Here is an 18838-nt window from a genome sequence, read left to right as displayed (position 1 = left end):
TCATGTTAGGATATATATTATTACATATATGAGGGGGAGAAAGTCGTGAAGCGAGCGTACAATTTTAACGCAGGACCATCTGCTTTGCCGCTTGCTGTGTTAGAGCGAGCGCAAAAAGAATTGCTCAACTTTCAACAAACAGGTATGTCTATTATGGAGTTAAGCCATCGAAGCAAAGAATATGATGCGGTGCATGAGCGCGCAGAAACGTTGTTGCGCAAACTGATGAACATTCCTGATACGCATGATGTGCTTTTTTTACAAGGAGGAGCTAGTTTGCAATTTTCGATGGTGCCGATGAACTTGTTAAAAGAAGGGGAAGTCGGTAACTATGTGTTAACAGACTCATGGTCGGATAAAGCGATGAAAGAAGCGAAAAAAGTAGGGGCAACGCACGTGGCAGCTTCGTCGAAAGAAGAACAATATACATATATTCCGACGAATATCGAATTGTCTGAACGCGCTGCGTATTTGCACATTACATCAAACAACACGATTGCAGGGACACAATGGCGTGAATTTCCTAATGTAGCTGTCGATTTAATTGCAGATATGTCGAGCGATATTTTAAGCCGCAATATTGATGTAAGCCGTTTTGCTCTTATTTATGCGGGGGCGCAGAAAAATTTAGGCCCTTCAGGCGTGACGGTTGTCATCATTCGGAAAGATTTGCTCGCAAAAGGAGACGATCATTTGCCGACAATGTTAAACTATCGCACATATAGCGAAAGCCGTTCGTTATATAACACGCCACCAACGTTTGCGATTTATATGTTATCGCTCGTTCTTGAATGGGTAGAGGAACAAGGTGGTGTTCAAGCGATTGAAAAGAAAAATGCGGAAAAAGCTGCGATATTGTACCGTTGTATTGATGAAAGTGAAGGTTTTTACAAAGGGCATGCAAAAAAAGAAAGCCGCTCGCATATGAACGTAACGTTTACGTTGCCGAATGAGGAGCTTACAAAGAAGTTTTTAGCGGAAGCGAAAGAAAAAGGATTGATTGGATTAGCTGGTCATCGATCTGTCGGTGGATGCCGGGCATCTATTTATAACGCAGTAGATATGGAAGCGTGTGAAGTACTTGTACAGTTTATGGAAACGTTCCGAAAAAATATTTTTTGAAAATTTTTATTTTACCTTGGCACTTTAAAGTGCTATAATGTTATTAAACTTGTTTACAAGCTGAGAAGAGAAAAGAATGAGATGAGGAGAGATGAGAAATGAATACGAGAACGTTAGTATTGTTGTCGCTTTTTGTAGGCATTGGCGCAGTGTTGCATACGGTTATTCCGGGGTTTTTCTTCGGGATGAAGCCAGATATGATGTTGACGATGATGTTTTTAGGCATTATGCTTTTTCCGAACAAAACAGCCGTTAGTTTATTAGCTATTGCCACAGGCATTATTTCTGGAGTGACAACGAGTTTCCCAGGAGGGTTTATCCCGAACATCGTTGATAAAGTTGTGACGGCTGCGATCTTTTTCGGCTTGTTTACGTTACTAAAGGCGAAAGCGACGCCAATAAAGGCGGCATTGCTTACGGCTGTGGGCACGTTCATTTCCGGTGCGACGTTTTTAGCTGTTGCGCTAATCATTGTTGGGTTGCCGGGAGGAGCAACGTTTGGCGGGCTGTTTATCGCTGTTGTCATTCCGACAGCGTTTGTCAATACGATTGCAATGATCGTCATTTATCCGATCGTACAGTCGCTCATGAGACGAACATATACAGTTCCGCAACAATAATAAAAAGAACCCGATCGTTTCTGGTCGGGTTTTCCTTATATCGTTCTTACTGTATACGCATGAGCAAAAGAGTGACAGCGATAAAAAAAATAGCAAGACTTCCGAACACGCTTATGCGTTGCTTTAACACTTTTTTTGGGGGATACATGCGTGCTCTATTCAACATAGAAAACGTGGCAATCGTCAAATATAAAAAAATGAACCCAATCGTCGCCATCGCGATGATCATGTTTGTTCCTCCTAATTTGAAAAGTTATATATTTCAATTTATTAAAAAATTTTAATATTTAACACTTTATTATTTATTGTTTTACTGGCATAATAAAAGATAAAAAGAAGGAAATACGAAAAAGTGGGTGGAGAGATGAAAAGCACGGGACGACATTATTCTGTTAAAGAGGCGATGTTATTTAGTCAAAGGGTTGCCCAGTTAAGTAAAGCGTTATGGAAATCAATCGAAAAAGATTGGCAACAATGGATTAAACCGTTTGATTTAAACATTAACGAGCATCATATTTTGTGGATTGCCTACCATTTGAAAGGGGCTTCCATTTCTGAAATCGCCAAGTTTGGTGTCATGCACGTATCGACGGCATTTAACTTTTCAAAAAAATTAGAGGAACGTGGCTTGTTGTCGTTTTCGAAAAAAGAAGACGATAAACGAAATACGTACATTGAACTGACGGAAAAAGGAGAAGAAGTTTTATTAAAATTAATGGAGTCGTACGATCCAAAACGGACGTCTGTGCTCCAAGGCATTCAACCTTTATATGAATTGTATGGTAAATTTCCAGAAATGTTAGAAGTGATGTGTATGATCCGAAATGTGTACGGGGACGATTTTATGGAAATTTTCGAACGTTCTTTTCAAAACATCGAGCAAGAGTTTGTTGAAGAAAGCGGGAAGTTAAAAAAGAAAGATGAGCAGCAAAAAGAAGTAGCTTCATTCGTTGAGCGTATGTAATAAACGTTGAAACTCTGTCATAAGCGGAACGAATAGCTGTTGTTGTTTTAACGCATCAATCGTCTCAGCAAGGGGAAGGTTCGGATGAAGCGCATTCGCAAACTGTGTAAAAAGCGAGGTGAAGATGACGAAACCTTCCTCTTTTTGTTGTTTATATTGCTCGCTTAGTTGTTCGCACAGGCGCAATATGCTTTCCACTTCTTCTTTTGTTAAGCCATAACGGATGACGAGCGCGTAAAACGGCTTTTTTTCCGGTGCGATCATGTCTAACATGAGCGAACAGTAATACTCCAGCTTTTCAATACGTTGTTCAATGCTCATCTTTCGAAACTCCTTTAGCGTACTTATGTGTATTATTTTACAGGAATTGTTGCATAAATGAAATGTCCATTATTGATTTATCGAAAAAATCGTTGTAAAGTAGGGGAGTAAATACATAAAAACAGGAGGGGACTCGTTTGGCGCTTTATTTTATACCCCTTGCGACAGTTATTCTTTTTATCATTAATCAGCTAACAAATACGCTTTGTATTCAAAAAGAAATTCCAGAAGAGAAACAGCCAAAAGTATTTCGTACCATTAATGTCCTTATTACCATTTTACTTATTTCTTCCTACGTCGAAGTGTTGTTTGCGTAAAGAAGCTGACAGTGTCCCTGTCAGCTTCTTTCATTTAGTATAACCAAGCGGCACCAACGATAATTAATAAAATAAACAACACAACGATTAACGCAAACCCGTTTGCATAACCTGCTCCTGCACCCATAGACGACACCTCCTTTCGTATATGAAGGCGTTGCGACGCTTTGACAATGTATTGTATGTCAAAAGGAGCAAAAAGGTATGGGCGCAGCTTGCTTTATTTTAGCTTTCGGAAAAAATATGGTATAGTATGTTTTGTGTATATTTAAAGATAGGAGTTGTGAGAACATGAAAAAATGGACAGTTGCCATGTCGACGGCAGCGATGCTTGCGCTTTCGGCTTGCAATAACGGATCAGAAGTTGTTGTTGAAACGAAGGAAGGCAACATTACAAAGGAAGAATTGTACAACGAAATGAAAGAACGTTACGGCAAAGACGTGTTACGCGATCTCGTACATGAGAAAGTGTTAAGTAAAAAGTTTAAAGTAACGGATGAAGAGCTAAATAACGAGATCGAAAATTTAAAAGAAATGTACGGTACGCAATATGATTTAGCGGTGCAGCAAAATGGCGAAGAAGCGATTCGCGATATGGTAAAGCTTGATTTGTTGCGCCAGAAAGCAGCGATGGAAGACATGAAAGTAACCGATGAAGAATTGAAAAAATACTACAATGAATATAAGCCGAAAGTGAAAGCAAGCCACATTTTAGTCGACGATGAAAAAACAGCAAAAGAAATTAAAGCAAAGTTAGAAAAAGGTGAAGACTTTGCGAAATTAGCAAAAGAATATTCAAAAGATACAGGTTCAGCACAAAATGGCGGCGATTTAGGCTGGTTTGGTCCTGGAAAAATGGTGGAAGAGTTTGAAAAGGCAGCGTATGCGTTAAAAGTCGGTGAAATTAGTGATCCAGTGAAAACACAATTTGGCTACCATATCATTAAAGTAACGGATAAAGAAGAGAAAAAGTCATTTGACGAAATGAAAGAAGAAATTGAATTCGAAGTGAAAAAAAGCAAACTCGATACATCGAAAGTACAATCGAAGCTTGATGAGCTGATGAAAGAAGCAAATGTCGACATTAAAGACAAATCGTTAAAAGACGCATTAAAAAGCGAGTAATAATGACGAAAGAAGGTGTCCGCGCGGGACACCTTCTTTTCATAAAGCTTGTTTGATTTGTGCAGCGATGTGTTGTAACTCATCAAACGTATAGTTGCTTTGATTGGATTTCCACACAGCTCCAAATCCGTCTCCTTTACTGTACCGCGGAATGATATGCATATGATAATGGAAAACGGTTTGGCCTGCAATTTCTCCGTTGTTGTTTAAAATATTGATGCCTTCTGGGGAAAACTGTTCACGAATCGCGTTGGCGATTGTAGGAACAACTTCAAATACACGTTGCGCAAGTTCAGGTGTTAGCTCGTAAATGTTTTCTTTATGTATTTTCGGTACAACGAGCGTATGCCCCTTTGTCACTTGACTAATGTCTAAAAAGGCGATGACATGTTCATTTTCAAATACTTTTGCACAAGGAATGTCGCCGTTTATAATTTTACAAAAAATACAGTCGCTCATGTTGATGCCACCTTTCTTTCCATTTTGTCTTTATTTTACCACACGATCGTCGTTTCGAAAAACGGAAAGAGCAGGATGCGTATCGCATCCTGCCCATTGAAGAGGGATCTTTATGATTACGTGTCTTTTGGGAACACCTCATTTACGAGTAGAATCAGTTACGCGTTTGTGAGTGCGACATTGTTCAAGATGACCATCCCCTTTTCAAGGGAGTGCTTTCGTTGTTACAGGCTAGCTAATGTGCGGCCCGTAGACACCTCATTTCATCATGTTCTTGAACTTGCTTTGTTGCTCACTGCGACTTGCTACTTGTTTGTCCCTCTTCGCTACTTATCATAACCCGTTTTTCTTTTTATTATTCATTTGTTAAAATAAAAAATAATGACGGAAGAAAGGAAAGCGATGATGGCACTATTACAAGTTCAGCATATATTCGGGGGCTATACGAACAAAGATATTTTAGATGACGTATCGTTTACCGTGCAAAAAGGGGAAGTTGTCGCGCTGATCGGGTTAAATGGAGCAGGAAAAAGTACGACAATTAAACATATTATCGGATTGATGCAACCGCGTAAAGGAACAATTACAATAAACGGTATGACGTTTCAAGATGATCCACAAGCATATCGCACACAATTTACATACATTCCGGAAATGCCTGCGCTATACGAAGAATTGACGCTTGAAGAACATTTACGTCTCACCGCCATGGCGTATGGTGTGACGGATCGAGCATACGAACAGCGCGTGCCACAGTTGTTGAAGGCGTTTCGGCTTGAGAAAAAGTTAAGTTCGTTTCCTGCATTTTTTTCAAAAGGAATGAAACAAAAAGTAATGATTATGTGCGCTTTTTTAGTCGATGTACCGCTTTATATTATTGATGAACCATTTGTTGGATTAGATCCGCTCGCCATTCAAGCGCTACTTCAGCTTATTGAGGAAAGAAAAAAGGAGGGAGCGGGTGTGCTGTTGTCGACGCACATTTTAGCGACAGCCGAGCGGTATTGTGATTCGTTTATCATTTTACATGATGGGCAAGTGAAAGCAAGCGGATCATTGCCAATGCTTCAAGAGCAGTTACATATGCCTCATGCTACGCTTGATGATATATATATCGAATTAACGAAGGAAGAGACGAACGATGATTGATGGACAGCAGTTATGGAAAAAGCGGATGATTGCTCATCTCGCCGAGGTGAGACGGTACGGTCGTTATATGTTCAACGATCATTTGTTGCTTGTCTTATTTATCGGAATCGGGGCAAGTGCGGTATTTTATAAGCGAGCAGTTGATGAACTGGTGTCTTTTCCTTATGCTGTTGTTGCTTCGCTTCTGCTCGCTTTTGCGGTGACGCAAGGTGGAGTGCGGACGTTTGTTAAAGAAGCAGATGCGGTATTTTTTCTTCCGATCGAGCGACGGCTTCGTCCGTATTTTTGGCGTGCTGCGGTGTACAGCTTCTTTCTGCATTTGTACGTTTCGTTTATTGTATTTGTCGTCCTTTTGCCTTTGCATTTTCAATTTTCATCGCAGCCGTTGTTTATCGTCTTGTTGACGATTGTGTTTTTAACAGGATGGAATATGTTCGTTCAATGGCAAGAGGAGGCACGAATTGGGCGAGATCATTTTCATACGTTTGTTCGCTTTTTAACGAATGCAGCGTTTTTTTATTTTTTATTTCTCCAACAATATGTGTGGATGTTTGTCCCTTTGCTGTTTATGGTTATCCTTGCGCGATACGTGGAGCGAAAAGGACGCAAAAATGGGCTTCAATGGGAGCAATTGCTTGCTGATGAACGGCGACGAATGCAAGCGTTTTATCGGCTCGCCCACGCGTTTGTTGATGTTCCTCACATGAAACATACGGTGAAAAAACGAACGTCACTTCGTTTCCTTTTCCGTTTGTTCGATCGTTGGCATATGCGACCGTATACGTATTTGTATGTACGTACATTTTTCCGTGCGGGCGATTATTTCGGTTTGTTCGTTCGCTTGACTGTGATCGGTAGCGTCTTTATTTTTACATTGCCTCGCGGTGTGGAGTGGTTTGCTCTTTTATGTTCGTATGCAACAGCGGTACAATTGCTTTCGCTTCGCTTGCACCATCGCGGGCATCCGCTTCTCTCCCTTTATCCGATCTCGTCTGTTGAGGCGCACCGATCGTTTATGAGTGTGTTATTGACTATTGGGGTGAATCAAGCGTTTATTTTTGGTATGGTTGCATATATCGCTCATGGCGTTTTCACTATGTTATCGACGTTTTTCATTGTTTTCATATGCTACGGTGTGGTTATGTTCTATGTCGGAAAAAAAGGAGCGGCTTGAACCGCTTCTTTTACTTTTCCGTATATTGAATGGCTGCAAGACCGAGTGTTTTCGCTGCAATAAGCATCGCACGTTCATCAAAGTCAAATTTCGGATGATGATGCGGATAAGCGATTGTTGTTGTTTCGGCTTTTGCCCCTGTAAAGAAAAACGTTCCTTTTACACGTTGTAAATAATAGGCGAAATCTTCTCCGCCCATATGCGGAGGAATTTCGACGACGTCGGTGACTTCATCTATTTCATGGGCGATAGAGGCGAGAAATTTCGTTTCTTCTTCATGGTTCACAACAGGCGGATAACCGCGGGTGTACGTGTATTCATACGTACAACCGTTGGCGATGCATGTACCTTTAACAATTTGCTCAATTTCTTGTTCAATATCGTCACGTACTTGCTCAGAAAATGTTCGCACTGTTCCGATTAATGTGGCGCGATCGGCGATGACGTTAAATGCGTTGTCGGAAACGAAAGAGCCGATAGAGACGACAGCAGGTTCAAGCGGATTGACGCGACGGCTAACGATTTGCTGCAAATGTAGTACGAGTTGCGAGGCGGTAACGATTGCATCTTTTGTTTTGTGCGGCTCTGCTCCGTGACCGCCAGAACCTCGGATGACGACTTGGAATCGGTCTGCCGCTGCCATAATCGGTCCTGTCCGATATTGAATGACACCTGTTGGCGCTGTCGCCCATATATGTGTGCCGAAAATGGCATCTACTCCTTCTAAACAGCCGTCTTCAATCATCGCCTTTGCCCCGCCTGGCGCGTATTCTTCTGCATGTTGATGGATGCAAACAATCGTACCTCTCCAATGTTCACGTAATTCATATAGCGCTTTGGCAAGAACGAGAAGCGTGGCCGTATGCCCATCGTGTCCACATGCGTGCATGACACCTGGGACGGTTGATTTATATGGTACATCTTTTTCATCTTGAATCGGAAGGGCGTCAAAATCCGCCCGAAGCGCTACTGTTTTTCCGCCTTGTTGGCCATGAATAGTTGCGACGATCCCGTTTCCTCCAACATTTGTTCGCACAGGAATGCCAAGTTGTTTATAGTAATTGGCAATATATGCGGCTGTTTTATACTCTTGAAACGATAGTTCGGGATGTTGATGCAAATAACGGCGAATCGTAACCATTTCGTCGTAATATTCACGAAGCTTAGCAAATAGTAATGTTTTCACGTGAACCGCTCCTTCTGTTTTTTTCCATTATACCATCGTTGACAAATGATCGAAAACGGGTTAATATACCCATATACGTATTTAGGAGGAGCATATATGGGTACATGGATTAATGTCGTTCTCATCATTTTGCTTATTTATTTTGTTGCGGCAAAAATATTAGCGAAAAATGGATTTGAGCGCGTCGTGAACGTGCGCGGCGGCATGAACGCTTGGAATGGATAAGGCTGACGATGTGTCAGCCTTCTTTTACAACTGCATATGTTGTCACATAGGATGGACGCGGAAAAATGGACCGTTGTTGATCGATTGCTTTTTCTGTGCCACGTTTTTCATGCGCTTTTTCGTAAGCTTTAGACTGTTGCCAACGACGAAAGGCACTTTCATTTTCCCACATCGTCATAATGACGTATGTATCGCTTTTTAACGGACGTAACACGCGAATGGCGACAAATCCAGGCTCTTTTTCAATTAAGCGCGCCCGTTGTTGAAAACGATGTTCAAATAACGGTCTTCCTTCATCAGTAACAGGAATATTATTGCAAACAACAAATGATCCACCTAATGGGCCAACCGCATCAAGTACTTCGTATGGACGCGGCTCGTGAAAGACGCTTGTTCCTTCTGTTTCGTGAATAAGCATACCATTGTCTTCATCGTATACAAGCAACATACGCTCATTTGCATATTGGCTACGCAATCGTTGCAAATAGTCGATTGTGCCATTTGTCATAAATACGTACACCGATATCATCCCCTTCCTTTTCTTGTTCATATTTTACCACTTTCTTTTCTTCTTGGCGATTTCATGAACGTTGCGTAATATTACTACCCAGACGGTGAAAAAATCGGTATAGTTGTGTTAGTGGAAACAAATCAGCCGTTTCGTTATATAAGCGATTACATAACATGAAAGGATGGACATGATGATTAAAAACGATACATTTTTACGTGCCTGTCGCGGAGAAGCGACGGAATACGTTCCTGTTTGGTATATGAGACAAGCAGGGCGTTCGCAACCGGAATACCGCGCGTTGAAAGAAAAATATTCGCTTTTTGAAATTACACACCAACCAGAGCTATGCGCCTATGTGACGCGTTTGCCTGTTGAACAATATAACGTCGATGCGGCCATTTTATATAAAGATATTATGTCACCGCTCCCAGCGATCGGTGTCGATGTCGATATTAAAGCGGGTATCGGACCAGTCATCGACAACCCGATTCGTTCGCTTGCGGATGTGGAGCGCCTTGGAGAAATTGATCCAGAGAGCGATGTGCCGTATGTGCTTGAAACGATTCGTCTATTGACGAAAGAGCAACTGACTGTTCCGCTCATTGGTTTTGCTGGTGCACCGTTTACTTTAGCAAGCTATATGATTGAAGGTGGGCCTTCGAAAAACTATAATAAAACGAAAGCGTTTATGTATGCGGAACCGAAAGCATGGTTTGCCCTTATGGATAAGCTAGCGGATATGACAATTCGTTACGTGAAAGCGCAAATTCGTGCCGGCGCAAGCGCTATTCAAATTTTTGATTCTTGGGTTGGTGCAGTCAATGTTTCTGATTATCGTCAATTTATTAAACCGACGATGGAGCGTATTTTTGCAGCGCTTCGTGACGAAAACGTTCCGCTTATTATGTTCGGTGTCGGAGCAAGCCATTTAGCGAAAGAGTGGCATGACTTACCGCTTGATGTCGTCGGTTTAGATTGGCGCTTATCGATTCGTGAAGCGCGCGAGATGGGACTGACAAAAGCACTGCAAGGCAATTTAGATCCAGCCGTATTGCTTGCCCCATGGGAAGTTATCGAAGCGCGCGTCAAACAAATTTTAGACGAAGGCATGGCGCATGAAGGTGGGTACGTATTTAACCTAGGGCACGGCATTTTCCCACAAATCAAGCCAGAAACGTTAAAACGACTTACAGCGTTTATCCACGATTATTCAGCAAAAAGAAAAGGATGAATAAACGATGTCAAAAAAAGTAATGGGATTGCTTGTCATGGCGTATGGCACGCCGTATAAAGAGGAAGATTTAGAGCGATATTACACGCACATTCGTCATGGTCGCAAACCGTCAGAAGAGATGCTAGCCGATCTTCGCGAGCGTTACGAAGCGATCGGGGGCATCTCACCGCTTGCAGCTATTACAAAACAACAGGCGGAAAAACTTGCCGAGCGACTTAATGAAGTACAAGATGAGATTGAATTTCGCATGTATTTAGGATTAAAGCATATTGAGCCGTTCGTTGAAGATGCCGTTCAGCAAATGCATGAAGATGGGATAAAAGAAGCGGTTTCGATCGTATTAGCGCCGCATTTTTCGACATTTAGTGTCAAATCATATAACGGACGAGCAAAAGAAGAGGCGGCCCGTTTAGGTGGACCGAAGTTGACGTGTGTGGAAAGTTGGTATACTGAACCGAAATTTATTCAATATTGGGCAGAACGGGTAAAAGAAACGTATGCTTCGATGTCTGAACGAGAGCGGGAAAAAGCGGTGTTGATCGTTTCCGCCCACAGCTTGCCTGAAAAAATTATCGCAATGGGAGATCCGTATCCAAAACAACTACAAGAAACAGCCGATTTCATTGCGAAAGAAGCAAGTGTTTCGGAATACGTCATTGGTTGGCAAAGTGCAGGCAATACGCCAGAGCCTTGGCTAGGTCCTGATGTGCAAGATTTAACGCGACAACTATATGAAGAAAAAGGGTACGAGGCATTCGTATACGTTCCAGCAGGATTTGTGTCCGATCATTTAGAAGTGTTGTACGATAACGACATTGAATGTAAACAAGTAACAGATGAACTTGGCGTCAGTTACTATCGCCCGCCGATGCCAAACGCCCATCCACAGTTTATTGACGCCCTTGCAACTGTTGTTTTAAATCATTTACGTAAAGAAGGCGAGTCATTATGAAAAAGAAAGTCGTCATTATTGGCGGTGGGATGACGGGACTTGCGGCAGCGTATTACTTGCAAAAAGAAGCGCGCGAAAAACAGCTGCCCATTTCGTGTGAATTAATTGAAGCGAGTCATCGACTTGGCGGAAAAGTACAAACGGTGTATCGCGATGGTTTTGTCATTGAGCGCGGACCGGATTCTTTTTTGGCACGAAAAATGAGCGCCTCACGCCTTATTCACGAAGTCGGGCTTGAGAAAGAGCTCGTGCATAATACGGCAGGTCAATCGTACATTCTCGTTAATCGAACGCTTCACCCAATTCCAGGCGGAGCGGTGATGGGCATTCCGACGAAGCTTGCACCGTTTGTTGTAACGCGGCTGTTTTCGCCATTTGGAAAGTTGCGAGCTGCAGCTGACTTTGTTTTGCCACCGTTAAAAACGAAGGGGGACGTATCGCTCGGGCAATTTTTCCGCCGTCGTCTCGGAAATGAAGTGGTGGATCGCCTCATTGAACCTTTATTATCAGGCATTTATGCAGGCGATATTGACCAGCTTAGCTTAATGGCAACGTTCCCTCAATATTTCCACTTAGAGCAAAAACACGGAAGTCTCGTGCTCGGCATGAAGCGGTCGATGCCGAAACAAAAAACGAAACAAAAAAGCGACAAAGGCATTTTTCAAACGTTAAAAACGGGGTTGGCTTCGCTTGTCGATGCGATTGAGCAAAAGTTAGAAAAAGGAACGGTGCATAAAGGGGTGCGAGTCGAGCATATCGAAAAGGTCGATGACAAATACGTTTTAACGTTAAGCAACGGAGAGAAAAAAGAAGCGGATAGCGTCGTTATTGCTGTTCCGCATCAATCATTAACATCGCTCTTTCCAAATGAAACATTGTTTTCCTCTTTTAAAACGATGCCATCGACGTCTGTTGCAACGGTCGCATTAGCGTTTCCGAAAGAAGCGGTCGCGAAGGATATGAATGGAACGGGATTTGTTGTTTCGCGTGATAGCGATTATACGATTACCGCATGTACGTGGACGCATAAAAAATGGCCACATACGACACCAGAAGGTTATGTTTTGTTGCGTTGTTATGTCGGACGTCCTGGGGATGAGGCGATTGTTGATCAAACAGACGAAGATATCGTTCAAGTCGTGATGGACGATTTAAATAAAGTGATGAATATTACGATGAATCCGATGTTTTCGATTGTGACACGTTGGAAACAATCGATGCCGCAATATACGGTCGGTCATCGTGAACGGATGGAACGGGTGAAACAACATATGCAACAACATCTTCCAGGCATCTTTTTGGCAGGAAGTTCGTATGAAGGGCTTGGGCTCCCGGATTGCATCGATCAAGGGGAAGAGGCAGTTAAAAAAGTATTGCATTATTTAGCTTATACGAAAGAAAAGGTGTCGCTATAAAAGGCACCTTTTTTCTTGCAACTACAGATCATATGTGTTACGATATAAAACGAAATGACCAAAATGTTCATTTAGTCAAAATAAAGGATGAACGCCTATGTCAGATAAAAGAAAACAAATTATTGAAGCGGCAGCAAAGTCATTTTCGTTATTCGGTTATAAGGCAACAACGATCGATCAAGTGGCAAAAATGGCGAATGTCGGAAAAGGGACGATTTACACGTTTTTCAAAAGCAAAGAAGAGCTGCTAGAAGACATCGTTTCTTCTATCATTTCTGAAATTAAGCGTGAGGCAGATGCCGCGATTGATCATCGCTTATCGTTTAATGAAAATGTGCAACGTGCTTTGCAACGCATTTTTACGTTTCGCAAAGAACATGAATTGACGATTAAGCTGTTACAAGAAGTGCGCGATATCGGCACACCAGCTGTACGTGATGTGATGAAGCGACTTGATCGCGAAATGATCGCTTACGTTCGTGAAAAAATTGAAGAAGCGATGGCAAAAGGTGAAATTCGTTCGTGCGATGCGGAATTAACGGCATTTTTAATGTTTAAAATGTATATTGCTTTAAACGTCGATTGGGAAAAAGAACACGAACCGTTGCCACAACAAAAAATTGCTGAACTGTTTGATTTGTATTTATTGAAAGGATTATTTCCACGATGATCCTTCTCTTTTTTGCACGAAATGACTAAATGAACAAATTGGTCAATATTTTAAAAAGGGGGTTGAGTATGTGCATACATTTCGATTATTGATGCAAGAAATAAAAGCAGTCACGTCCAATCGGAAAGTGCTTATTCCGATTATCGCTGTTTTATTTATTCCGCTTTTATATAGCGGTATGTTTTTATGGGCGTTTTGGGATCCGTATGATCATTTAGACGATTTGCCTGTCGCTGTTGTTAATAATGACAAAGGCGCGACATTTGAAGGAGAAGAGCTCCATATTGGTGATGATCTCGTCGACAAGCTAAAAGAAAAGAAACAGTTTGATTGGCATTTTGTAAGCCGAAGTGAAGGGGAAAAAGGATTAAAAGAGCAACGGTATTATATGCTGATTGAAATTCCTGAAGATTTTTCTAAAAACGCAACGACGTTACAAGATGATCACCCGAAAAAGCTTCAACTTATTTACAAGCCAAATGAAGGGTTTAACTTTTTATCTGCCCAAATCGGTGGAACAGCAGTAGAAAGAATTAAAACAGAGGTAGCAAAAACATTAACCGAAACGTACGCCGAAAACATGTTTGAAAACGTAAAAACGTTGGCGGACGGATTAACAAAAGCGAGCGACGGAGCAAAGCAATTGCATGACGGATTGATAGATGCAAAAGACGGAACGAACAGGCTATATGATGGGATGAACAAAGCGCAAGATGGCTCCAATGAATTGTATCGCCATTTAGCGACGCTTGCTGAAAAATCAATTACATTTACGGACGGTTTGCATCAAGCAGCTGACGGTTCAATGCAAGTTCAAACCGGTGTTCAAACGCTTCATGATGGAATGAAGCGCATGGTAGATGGGCAAGGACAATTGCTTGCAGGAGCACAGCAAGCAAAAGAAGGAACAGTAAAACTGGCTTTAGGTACAAATCGTGTACTTGAAGGAATGAAAGCTCTCGATGCTCGCATGCCACAACTTTTACAAGGCTCAGAACAATTGAGCGGCGGAACAGAAAAGCTAGTTACATCGCTTGCCGAGTGGCAACAAGGAGCTACGCAAGTTCAAACGGGTGCCACGCAAGTGACAAGCGGGTTAGAGCAACTCGCTGCACAGCTTAATACGCTTATTGCGCAAACGTCAGATCCGGCCCAAAAAGCGGTGTATGAGCAATTAAAACAAAACGTTGTGCAACTATCACTTGGAAGCAAGCGAGTACAGGGTGGAGTTGCGCAGTTAAACGATGGAGCAAAAGCGTTACAAGAGGGAGCGGCATCGTTAAGCGCAGGGGCAAAGCAACTACATGAAGGGCATGCGGCTCTCGATAGCGGCGTAAACGAACTGCTTGCTGGACAACAGCAACTCGCCGATGGCGCAAATGCATTAGTGAACGGACAAGAACAGCTTGTTTCGGGCATGCATACGTTACATGAAAAAATGCAAGAAGCGAAACAAGGGACAGAGAAGCTCGCAAGTGGTGGTCAAACACTTGCTTCTGGTTTGCAAGCTCTTGCGAATGGAGGCGACCAACTGCAAGATGGTACGCATCGGTTAGCGGATGGTGCACAACAATTAGCGAACGGAATGAATGAACTAACAAACGGAACCGAAGCATTACAAGCTGGAATGAATCAGCTTGCAGACGGTTCAGGAGAACTAGCAGATAAATTGAAAGAAGGTGCTGAAAAAGCAAGCAACGTTAAAGCAAACGAAGACGTATATAACATGTTTGCCGAACCGGTGAAAGTAAAAGATAAAAAAATCAATGAAGTGCCAAACTACGGAACAGGGTTTACACCATATTTCTTGTCGTTAGGATTGTTTGTCGGTGCGCTTTTACTTTCGATCGTCTTTCCACTTCGCGAACCGGCTGGAGTGCCACGCTCACCATTTCAATGGTTTTTTGCGAAGTTTGGTGTACTCATTGGTGTGGGTGTGTTACAAGCGCTTCTTGCGGACAGCGTATTGCTTTTCGGGCTTGATTTACAGGTGAAAAGCGTTCCGTTATTTCTTTTGTTTAGCGTGGTGACAAGCATTACCTTTTTATCAGTTATTCAATTTCTCGTGACCGTTTTTGGTGATCCGGGACGATTTATCGGGATTGTCGTCTTAATTTTACAATTGACAACGAGTGCCGGAACGTTCCCGCTTGAGTTAATTCCACGTTCGTTGCAACATTTTAACGCATGGCTTCCAATGACGTATTCTGTTTTCGGATTAAAAGCTGTCATTTCAAGCGGTGATTTCTCGTTTATGTGGGAAAACGTCGGCAAATTGCTTATGTTTATCGTCGTTATGATGGCAGGAACGATGACGTATTTTACGATTCAACATCGTCGCCAATTCACAACAATTGTGGAACAAGCTTCTGAAGCGTAATAGGCTTCAGAAGCTTTTTTTGATGAAAAAATTTTTTAAAAATTAATTTGCATATACAAGGTGATGTGCGTATAATACGAGTATGAGAACGATTTCATTCGTTTCTTTTCGATTGGAATGAGGGGGGGCTGGGAGGATGGCGACGATTGAAGATGTCGCCAAGCTAACAGGGCTTTCACGGACGACGGTTTCGCGCGTCATTAACAATCACCCGTACGTGTCAGAAGAGAAACGAAAGCTCGTGCTTGAAGCGATGGAAAGGCTAGGGTATGTACCGAATTCATCGGCTAGAAGTTTGCGGAATCAAAAAACGAGCATTTTAGCGCTATTTATTCCGCGTATTACAAATCCTTTTTTCAGCGAGCTTGTGGAAGCGACAGAAATGGCAGCAGCAGAACATGGTTATCAGCTTATTATTTGTCAGACGCGCTATTCGCCAGAAAAAGAATTAAACTACATGAATTTATTAAAAACAAAACAAGTTGACGGGGTTATTTTAGCCTCCATTCAAAACGAGTGGAAAAAGCTGAAACCTTTTTTGCAATACGGGCCGATTGTCCTTTGCAATGAGTTTGATGATCGTGCAAACGTTCCAACCGTTCGGCTCGATCAAGTATACGGGGGATACATAGCGACAAAACATTTGCTCGAACAAGGCCATACGAAAATTGCCTATTGTTCCGGCGGTTATCGAAGCAATGTGGCAAAGTCGCGTGAAATCGGTTTTAAAAAGGCGCTGGCGGAGTATAAAGTTTCATTTCATGAGCAGTATGCTTTTCGCGATGCGTTTCATATCGCAGACGGGAATCGTGTATTCCATCAAATGATGGCGCTTTCAGAGCGACCGACGGCTGTATTCACCGGAAGCGATGAAGTGGCGGCCGGCATTATATCGGAAGCGGTGAAATGCGGCTATCGTATCCCTGAAGACTTAGCAGTCGTCGGTTTCGATAATCAAGCTATTACAGAGTTAACGAATCCGACAATTACGACGGTGCATCAACCGGTGAAACAAATGGCGCAAAAAGCAGTGGATGTGATCGTTGAAAAAATTCAAACAAAAAAATATGAAACAAAGGAAATTTACGAGTTTCCACTTCAGCTTATTGTGCGCGCATCAACGATTGGTAGCGAGCTTCGTAAAGGCTAACTCTTTATGAAGCGACAGTGATTGTGACGATTCCGCTCGTCATTATGGTATTATTATTCCAACGCCACATCGTATCGGGCTTAACGTCCGGTTCAGTAAAAGAATAATGGAGAGGGGAGAAGAAGATGGAATCGATTCCAAAAACGAAACAATGGTGGAAAGAAGCAGTTGTATACCAAATTTATCCGCGCAGTTTTAAAGATTCAAATGGGGACGGAATTGGCGATTTGCGCGGCATTATTGAAAAATTAGATTATCTGCAAGAGCTTGGCGTCGATGTCGTTTGGCTGTCGCCTGTTTATAAGTCGCCAAACGACGATAACGGCTACGACATTAGCGACTATCAAGACATTATGGACGAGTTTGGTACGCTCGCTGACTGGGACGAACTGCTTCACGAAATGCATGCCCGCGGGATGAAATTAGTGATGGATTTAGTCGTCAACCATACGTCCGATGAACATCATTGGTTTATTGAATCGCGCAAGTCAAAAGACAATCCGTATCGCGACTATTACATTTGGCGTCCGGGGAAAGATGGGAAAGAGCCGAACAATTGGCAATCGTTTTTCAGCGGTTCTGCTTGGCAATATGATGAAGCGACAGGGGAATATTACTTACACTTATTTTCAAAAAAACAACCAGATTTAAACTGGGAAAACGAAAAGGTGCGCGAAGAAATTTTCAACATGATGACATGGTGGTTAGATCGTGGCATTGACGGATTCCGGATGGATGTTATCAACTTATTATCAAAGGTAGAAGGTTTGCCAGATGCGCCGGTGACAAATCCAAACGATCGTTATCAATGGGGTGGTCAATATTTTGTGAACGGTCCGAAATTAATGGACTATTTGCGTGAAATGAAAGAGAAAGTGTTAAGTAAATATGACATTATGACAGTCGGCGAAACACCAATGGTCACAACAGACGATGCCATTCGGTTTACGAACGAGCAAGATGGCGTAATGAATATGTTGTTTCAATTTGAGCATATGGATGTCGATACAAAGCCGGGAAGTCCACTTGGAAAATGGGACATTCAACCGTGGAAATTAACCGATTTGAAAAAAATTATGAGCAAATGGCAAGTTGAACTGCACGGGAAAGGTTGGAACTCTCTTTATTTAGAAAATCACGATCAACCGCGTTCTGTTTCGCGTTTTGGTGACGACAAAACGTATCGTGTAGAAAGCGCAAAAATGTTAGCGACATGGCTACATATGATGCAAGGAACGCCATACATTTATCAAGGACAAGAAATCGGTATGACGAACGTTTCTTTCCCGTCCATTGAATATTATCGTGACGTGGAAACGATTAACTTATGGAACGATGTTGTAGTAAACAAAGGGTATGATCCAGACAAAATATTAAAGGCGATTCATTACCGCGGTCGCGATAATGCGCGCACACCGATGCAATGGGATGCGACAGAACATGCAGGCTTTACGACAGGCACGCCGTGGATTAATGTAAATCCGAATTATCGCGACATTAACGTCGAACAAGCGTTGAAAGATGAAAACTCGGTGTTTCATTATTACAAAAAGCTCATTCGTCTCCGAAAAGAGCATCCGATTATTGTGTACGGTTCATACGAGTTACTTCTTGAAGATGATGAACAAATTTATGCATACGTGCGCAAGTTCAACGATGAGCAGCTGCTTGTCATCACAAACTTTAGCAGCGAGCAGCCAACGTTTACATTGCCGTCACATATCACGTTTACCGAAAAGCAATTGCTTATTAGCAACTATACGGTCGATGAAAATGAATCGATTGACACGATTGTGCTAAAACCGTATGAAGCACGTGTATATAAGTTAAAGTAAAAAGCAGCCGCGCAGGCTGCTTTTTTACT

21 protein-coding genes and 1 pseudogene are annotated in these 18838 nt (G+C 42.3%); 16 read left to right on the top strand and 6 right to left on the bottom strand.

Translation table 11 applies throughout. The annotated features are described in order from the left end of the window. Positions 1–45: 45 nt before the first annotated feature. Together serC and NST18_RS11740 are read left to right on the top strand one after the other, a co-directional pair. A complete protein-coding gene (gene serC / locus NST18_RS11745) occupies positions 46–1122 on the top strand; it encodes a 3-phosphoserine/phosphohydroxythreonine transaminase (protein ID WP_004892134.1) in 1077 nt (358 codons plus the stop codon). 98 nt (positions 1123–1220) lie between these two features. Beyond that, entirely contained in the window at positions 1221–1742 is a 522-nt protein-coding gene (locus NST18_RS11740; protein ID WP_004892132.1) for a tryptophan transporter, read from the top strand. Positions 1743–1788: 46 nt separating this feature from the next. On the opposite strand, the gene NST18_RS11735 is transcribed toward NST18_RS11740, so the two are convergent. Next, positions 1789–1971, bottom strand: coding sequence for a hypothetical protein (locus tag NST18_RS11735; protein WP_064214227.1), 183 nt, complete (start codon positions 1969–1971; stop codon positions 1789–1791). A 135-nt stretch (positions 1972–2106) separates the two neighbouring features. On the opposite strand from NST18_RS11735, the gene NST18_RS11730 reads away from it, so the two are divergent. Beyond that, positions 2107–2706, top strand: coding sequence for an HTH-type transcriptional regulator Hpr (locus NST18_RS11730; RefSeq protein WP_192948531.1), 600 nt, complete (start codon positions 2107–2109; stop codon positions 2704–2706). On the opposite strand, the gene NST18_RS11725 is transcribed toward NST18_RS11730, so the two are convergent. After that, positions 2686–3027, bottom strand: a complete 342-nt coding sequence (locus NST18_RS11725) for a YhaI family protein (RefSeq protein ID WP_004892128.1) — start codon at positions 3025–3027, stop codon at positions 2686–2688. The two genes, NST18_RS11730 and NST18_RS11725, sit on opposite strands and share 21 nt — an antisense overlap. Before the next feature lie 137 nt (positions 3028–3164). On the opposite strand from NST18_RS11725, the gene NST18_RS11720 reads away from it, so the two are divergent. Further along, positions 3165–3344: a hypothetical protein gene (locus tag NST18_RS11720; RefSeq protein WP_004892125.1), complete on the top strand. Its 180-nt coding sequence runs from the start codon at positions 3165–3167 to the stop codon at positions 3342–3344. A 34-nt stretch (positions 3345–3378) separates the two neighbouring features. On the opposite strand, the gene NST18_RS11715 is transcribed toward NST18_RS11720, so the two are convergent. Next, positions 3379–3471 carry a YjcZ family sporulation protein gene (locus tag NST18_RS11715; RefSeq protein WP_019417055.1) on the bottom strand — a complete coding sequence of 31 codons (93 nt, stop codon included), beginning with the start codon at positions 3469–3471 and terminating at the stop codon, positions 3379–3381. 164 nt (positions 3472–3635) lie between these two features. Here NST18_RS11715 and NST18_RS11710 point away from each other — a divergent pair, with 164 nt between their 5' ends. Beyond that, on the top strand, positions 3636–4469 hold the full coding sequence (locus NST18_RS11710; RefSeq protein ID WP_004892124.1) for a peptidylprolyl isomerase: 834 nt from the start codon (positions 3636–3638) through the stop codon (positions 4467–4469). Positions 4470–4508: 39 nt separating this feature from the next. Here the strand turns inward: NST18_RS11710 and NST18_RS11705 are convergent, their stop codons facing one another. Then, the gene (locus NST18_RS11705; protein WP_004892121.1) at positions 4509–4928 is read right to left on the bottom strand and encodes an HIT family protein; all 420 of its coding nucleotides are present in this window, start codon (positions 4926–4928) and stop codon (positions 4509–4511) included. Positions 4929–5330: 402 nt separating this feature from the next. On the opposite strand from NST18_RS11705, the gene NST18_RS11700 reads away from it, so the two are divergent. After that, positions 5331–6077, top strand: a complete 747-nt coding sequence (locus NST18_RS11700; RefSeq protein WP_192948501.1) for an ABC transporter ATP-binding protein — start codon at positions 5331–5333, stop codon at positions 6075–6077. Next, positions 6070–7251: an ABC transporter permease gene (locus NST18_RS11695; protein WP_004892116.1), complete on the top strand. Its 1182-nt coding sequence runs from the start codon at positions 6070–6072 to the stop codon at positions 7249–7251. Before NST18_RS11700 ends, NST18_RS11695 begins: the two co-directional genes overlap by 8 nt. Before the next feature lie 10 nt (positions 7252–7261). Here NST18_RS11695 and NST18_RS11690 read toward each other — a convergent pair whose 3' ends face one another. Next, positions 7262–8437 (bottom strand): M20 family metallopeptidase, encoded by a 1176-nt coding sequence (locus NST18_RS11690; protein WP_004892114.1) that lies wholly within the window; start codon positions 8435–8437, stop codon positions 7262–7264. A gap of 96 nt (positions 8438–8533) precedes the next feature. On the opposite strand from NST18_RS11690, the gene NST18_RS11685 reads away from it, so the two are divergent. Beyond that, positions 8534–8662 (top strand): rhodanese-like domain-containing protein, encoded by a 129-nt coding sequence (locus NST18_RS11685; RefSeq protein WP_128356769.1) that lies wholly within the window; start codon positions 8534–8536, stop codon positions 8660–8662. A 13-nt stretch (positions 8663–8675) separates the two neighbouring features. Here NST18_RS11685 and NST18_RS11680 read toward each other — a convergent pair whose 3' ends face one another. After that, complete coding sequence (locus tag NST18_RS11680; protein ID WP_080601167.1) at positions 8676–9182, bottom strand: antibiotic biosynthesis monooxygenase family protein; 507 nt, start codon at positions 9180–9182, stop codon at positions 8676–8678. 172 nt (positions 9183–9354) lie between these two features. Between NST18_RS11680 and hemE the strand changes: the two genes are divergently transcribed. From hemE to NST18_RS11640, 8 genes and pseudogenes are all read left to right on the top strand, one after another. Beyond that, positions 9355–10404 (top strand): uroporphyrinogen decarboxylase, encoded by a 1050-nt coding sequence (hemE, locus tag NST18_RS11675; protein WP_004892111.1) that lies wholly within the window; start codon positions 9355–9357, stop codon positions 10402–10404. A gap of 7 nt (positions 10405–10411) precedes the next feature. Further along, complete coding sequence (gene hemH, locus NST18_RS11670) at positions 10412–11359, top strand: ferrochelatase (RefSeq protein ID WP_004892110.1); 948 nt, start codon at positions 10412–10414, stop codon at positions 11357–11359. Further along, a complete protein-coding gene (gene hemY / locus NST18_RS11665; RefSeq protein WP_004892107.1) occupies positions 11356–12774 on the top strand; it encodes a protoporphyrinogen oxidase in 1419 nt (472 codons plus the stop codon). Before hemH ends, hemY begins: the two co-directional genes overlap by 4 nt. A 97-nt stretch (positions 12775–12871) precedes the next feature. Beyond that, positions 12872–13444 carry a TetR/AcrR family transcriptional regulator gene (locus NST18_RS11660; RefSeq protein WP_004892104.1) on the top strand — a complete coding sequence of 191 codons (573 nt, stop codon included), beginning with the start codon at positions 12872–12874 and terminating at the stop codon, positions 13442–13444. 91 nt (positions 13445–13535) lie between these two features. Further along, positions 13536–15824 carry a YhgE/Pip family protein gene (locus NST18_RS11655; RefSeq protein WP_445290571.1) on the top strand — a complete coding sequence of 763 codons (2289 nt, stop codon included), beginning with the start codon at positions 13536–13538 and terminating at the stop codon, positions 15822–15824. 136 nt (positions 15825–15960) lie between these two features. Continuing rightward, positions 15961–16974, top strand: a complete 1014-nt coding sequence (locus NST18_RS11650) for a LacI family DNA-binding transcriptional regulator (protein ID WP_064220947.1) — start codon at positions 15961–15963, stop codon at positions 16972–16974. Between the two features lie 11 nt (positions 16975–16985). Beyond that, positions 16986–17081 (top strand): annotated as a pseudogene (locus tag NST18_RS11645) (carbohydrate ABC transporter permease); the annotation flags it as partial. A gap of 18 nt (positions 17082–17099) precedes the next feature. Beyond that, positions 17100–18809 carry a glycoside hydrolase family 13 protein gene (locus tag NST18_RS11640; protein WP_088223476.1) on the top strand — a complete coding sequence of 570 codons (1710 nt, stop codon included), beginning with the start codon at positions 17100–17102 and terminating at the stop codon, positions 18807–18809. The last annotated feature ends 29 nt before the right edge of the window (positions 18810–18838 follow it).

Origin of the sequence: Anoxybacillus sp. FSL W8-0104, from assembly GCF_038004465.1 — a bacterium.
Classification (GTDB): domain Bacteria; phylum Bacillota; class Bacilli; order Bacillales; family Anoxybacillaceae; genus Anoxybacillus; species Anoxybacillus flavithermus_G.
The sequence above is the reverse complement of the archived record's forward strand: the minus strand, read 5'-3'. Positions and strand labels throughout refer to the sequence as shown.

Bases quoted from the DNA above. Each gene is read 5' to 3' on its own strand.
- NST18_RS11735 (WP_064214227.1), bottom strand. From the start codon at position 1,971: ATGATCATCGCGATGGCGACGATTGGGTTCATTTTTTTATATTTGACG.
- NST18_RS11660 (WP_004892104.1), top strand. From the start codon at position 12,872: ATGTCAGATAAAAGAAAACAAATTATTGAAGCGGCAGCAAAGTCATTT.
- NST18_RS11655 (WP_445290571.1), top strand. From the start codon at position 13,536: ATGCAAGAAATAAAAGCAGTCACGTCCAATCGGAAAGTGCTTATTCCG.
- NST18_RS11710 (WP_004892124.1), top strand. From the start codon at position 3,636: ATGAAAAAATGGACAGTTGCCATGTCGACGGCAGCGATGCTTGCGCTT.
- NST18_RS11650 (WP_064220947.1), top strand. From the start codon at position 15,961: ATGGCGACGATTGAAGATGTCGCCAAGCTAACAGGGCTTTCACGGACG.
- NST18_RS11685 (WP_128356769.1), top strand. From the start codon at position 8,534: ATGGGTACATGGATTAATGTCGTTCTCATCATTTTGCTTATTTATTTT.
- NST18_RS11695 (WP_004892116.1), top strand. From the start codon at position 6,070: ATGATTGATGGACAGCAGTTATGGAAAAAGCGGATGATTGCTCATCTC.
- NST18_RS11725 (WP_004892128.1), bottom strand. From the start codon at position 3,027: ATGAGCATTGAACAACGTATTGAAAAGCTGGAGTATTACTGTTCGCTC.
- hemH (WP_004892110.1), top strand. From the start codon at position 10,412: ATGTCAAAAAAAGTAATGGGATTGCTTGTCATGGCGTATGGCACGCCG.
- NST18_RS11740 (WP_004892132.1), top strand. From the start codon at position 1,221: ATGAATACGAGAACGTTAGTATTGTTGTCGCTTTTTGTAGGCATTGGC.
- hemY (WP_004892107.1), top strand. From the start codon at position 11,356: ATGAAAAAGAAAGTCGTCATTATTGGCGGTGGGATGACGGGACTTGCG.
- NST18_RS11705 (WP_004892121.1), bottom strand. From the start codon at position 4,928: ATGAGCGACTGTATTTTTTGTAAAATTATAAACGGCGACATTCCTTGT.
- NST18_RS11700 (WP_192948501.1), top strand. From the start codon at position 5,331: ATGATGGCACTATTACAAGTTCAGCATATATTCGGGGGCTATACGAAC.
- NST18_RS11640 (WP_088223476.1), top strand. From the start codon at position 17,100: ATGGAATCGATTCCAAAAACGAAACAATGGTGGAAAGAAGCAGTTGTA.
- hemE (WP_004892111.1), top strand. From the start codon at position 9,355: ATGGACATGATGATTAAAAACGATACATTTTTACGTGCCTGTCGCGGA.
- NST18_RS11715 (WP_019417055.1), bottom strand. From the start codon at position 3,471: ATGGGTGCAGGAGCAGGTTATGCAAACGGGTTTGCGTTAATCGTTGTG.
- NST18_RS11730 (WP_192948531.1), top strand. From the start codon at position 2,107: ATGAAAAGCACGGGACGACATTATTCTGTTAAAGAGGCGATGTTATTT.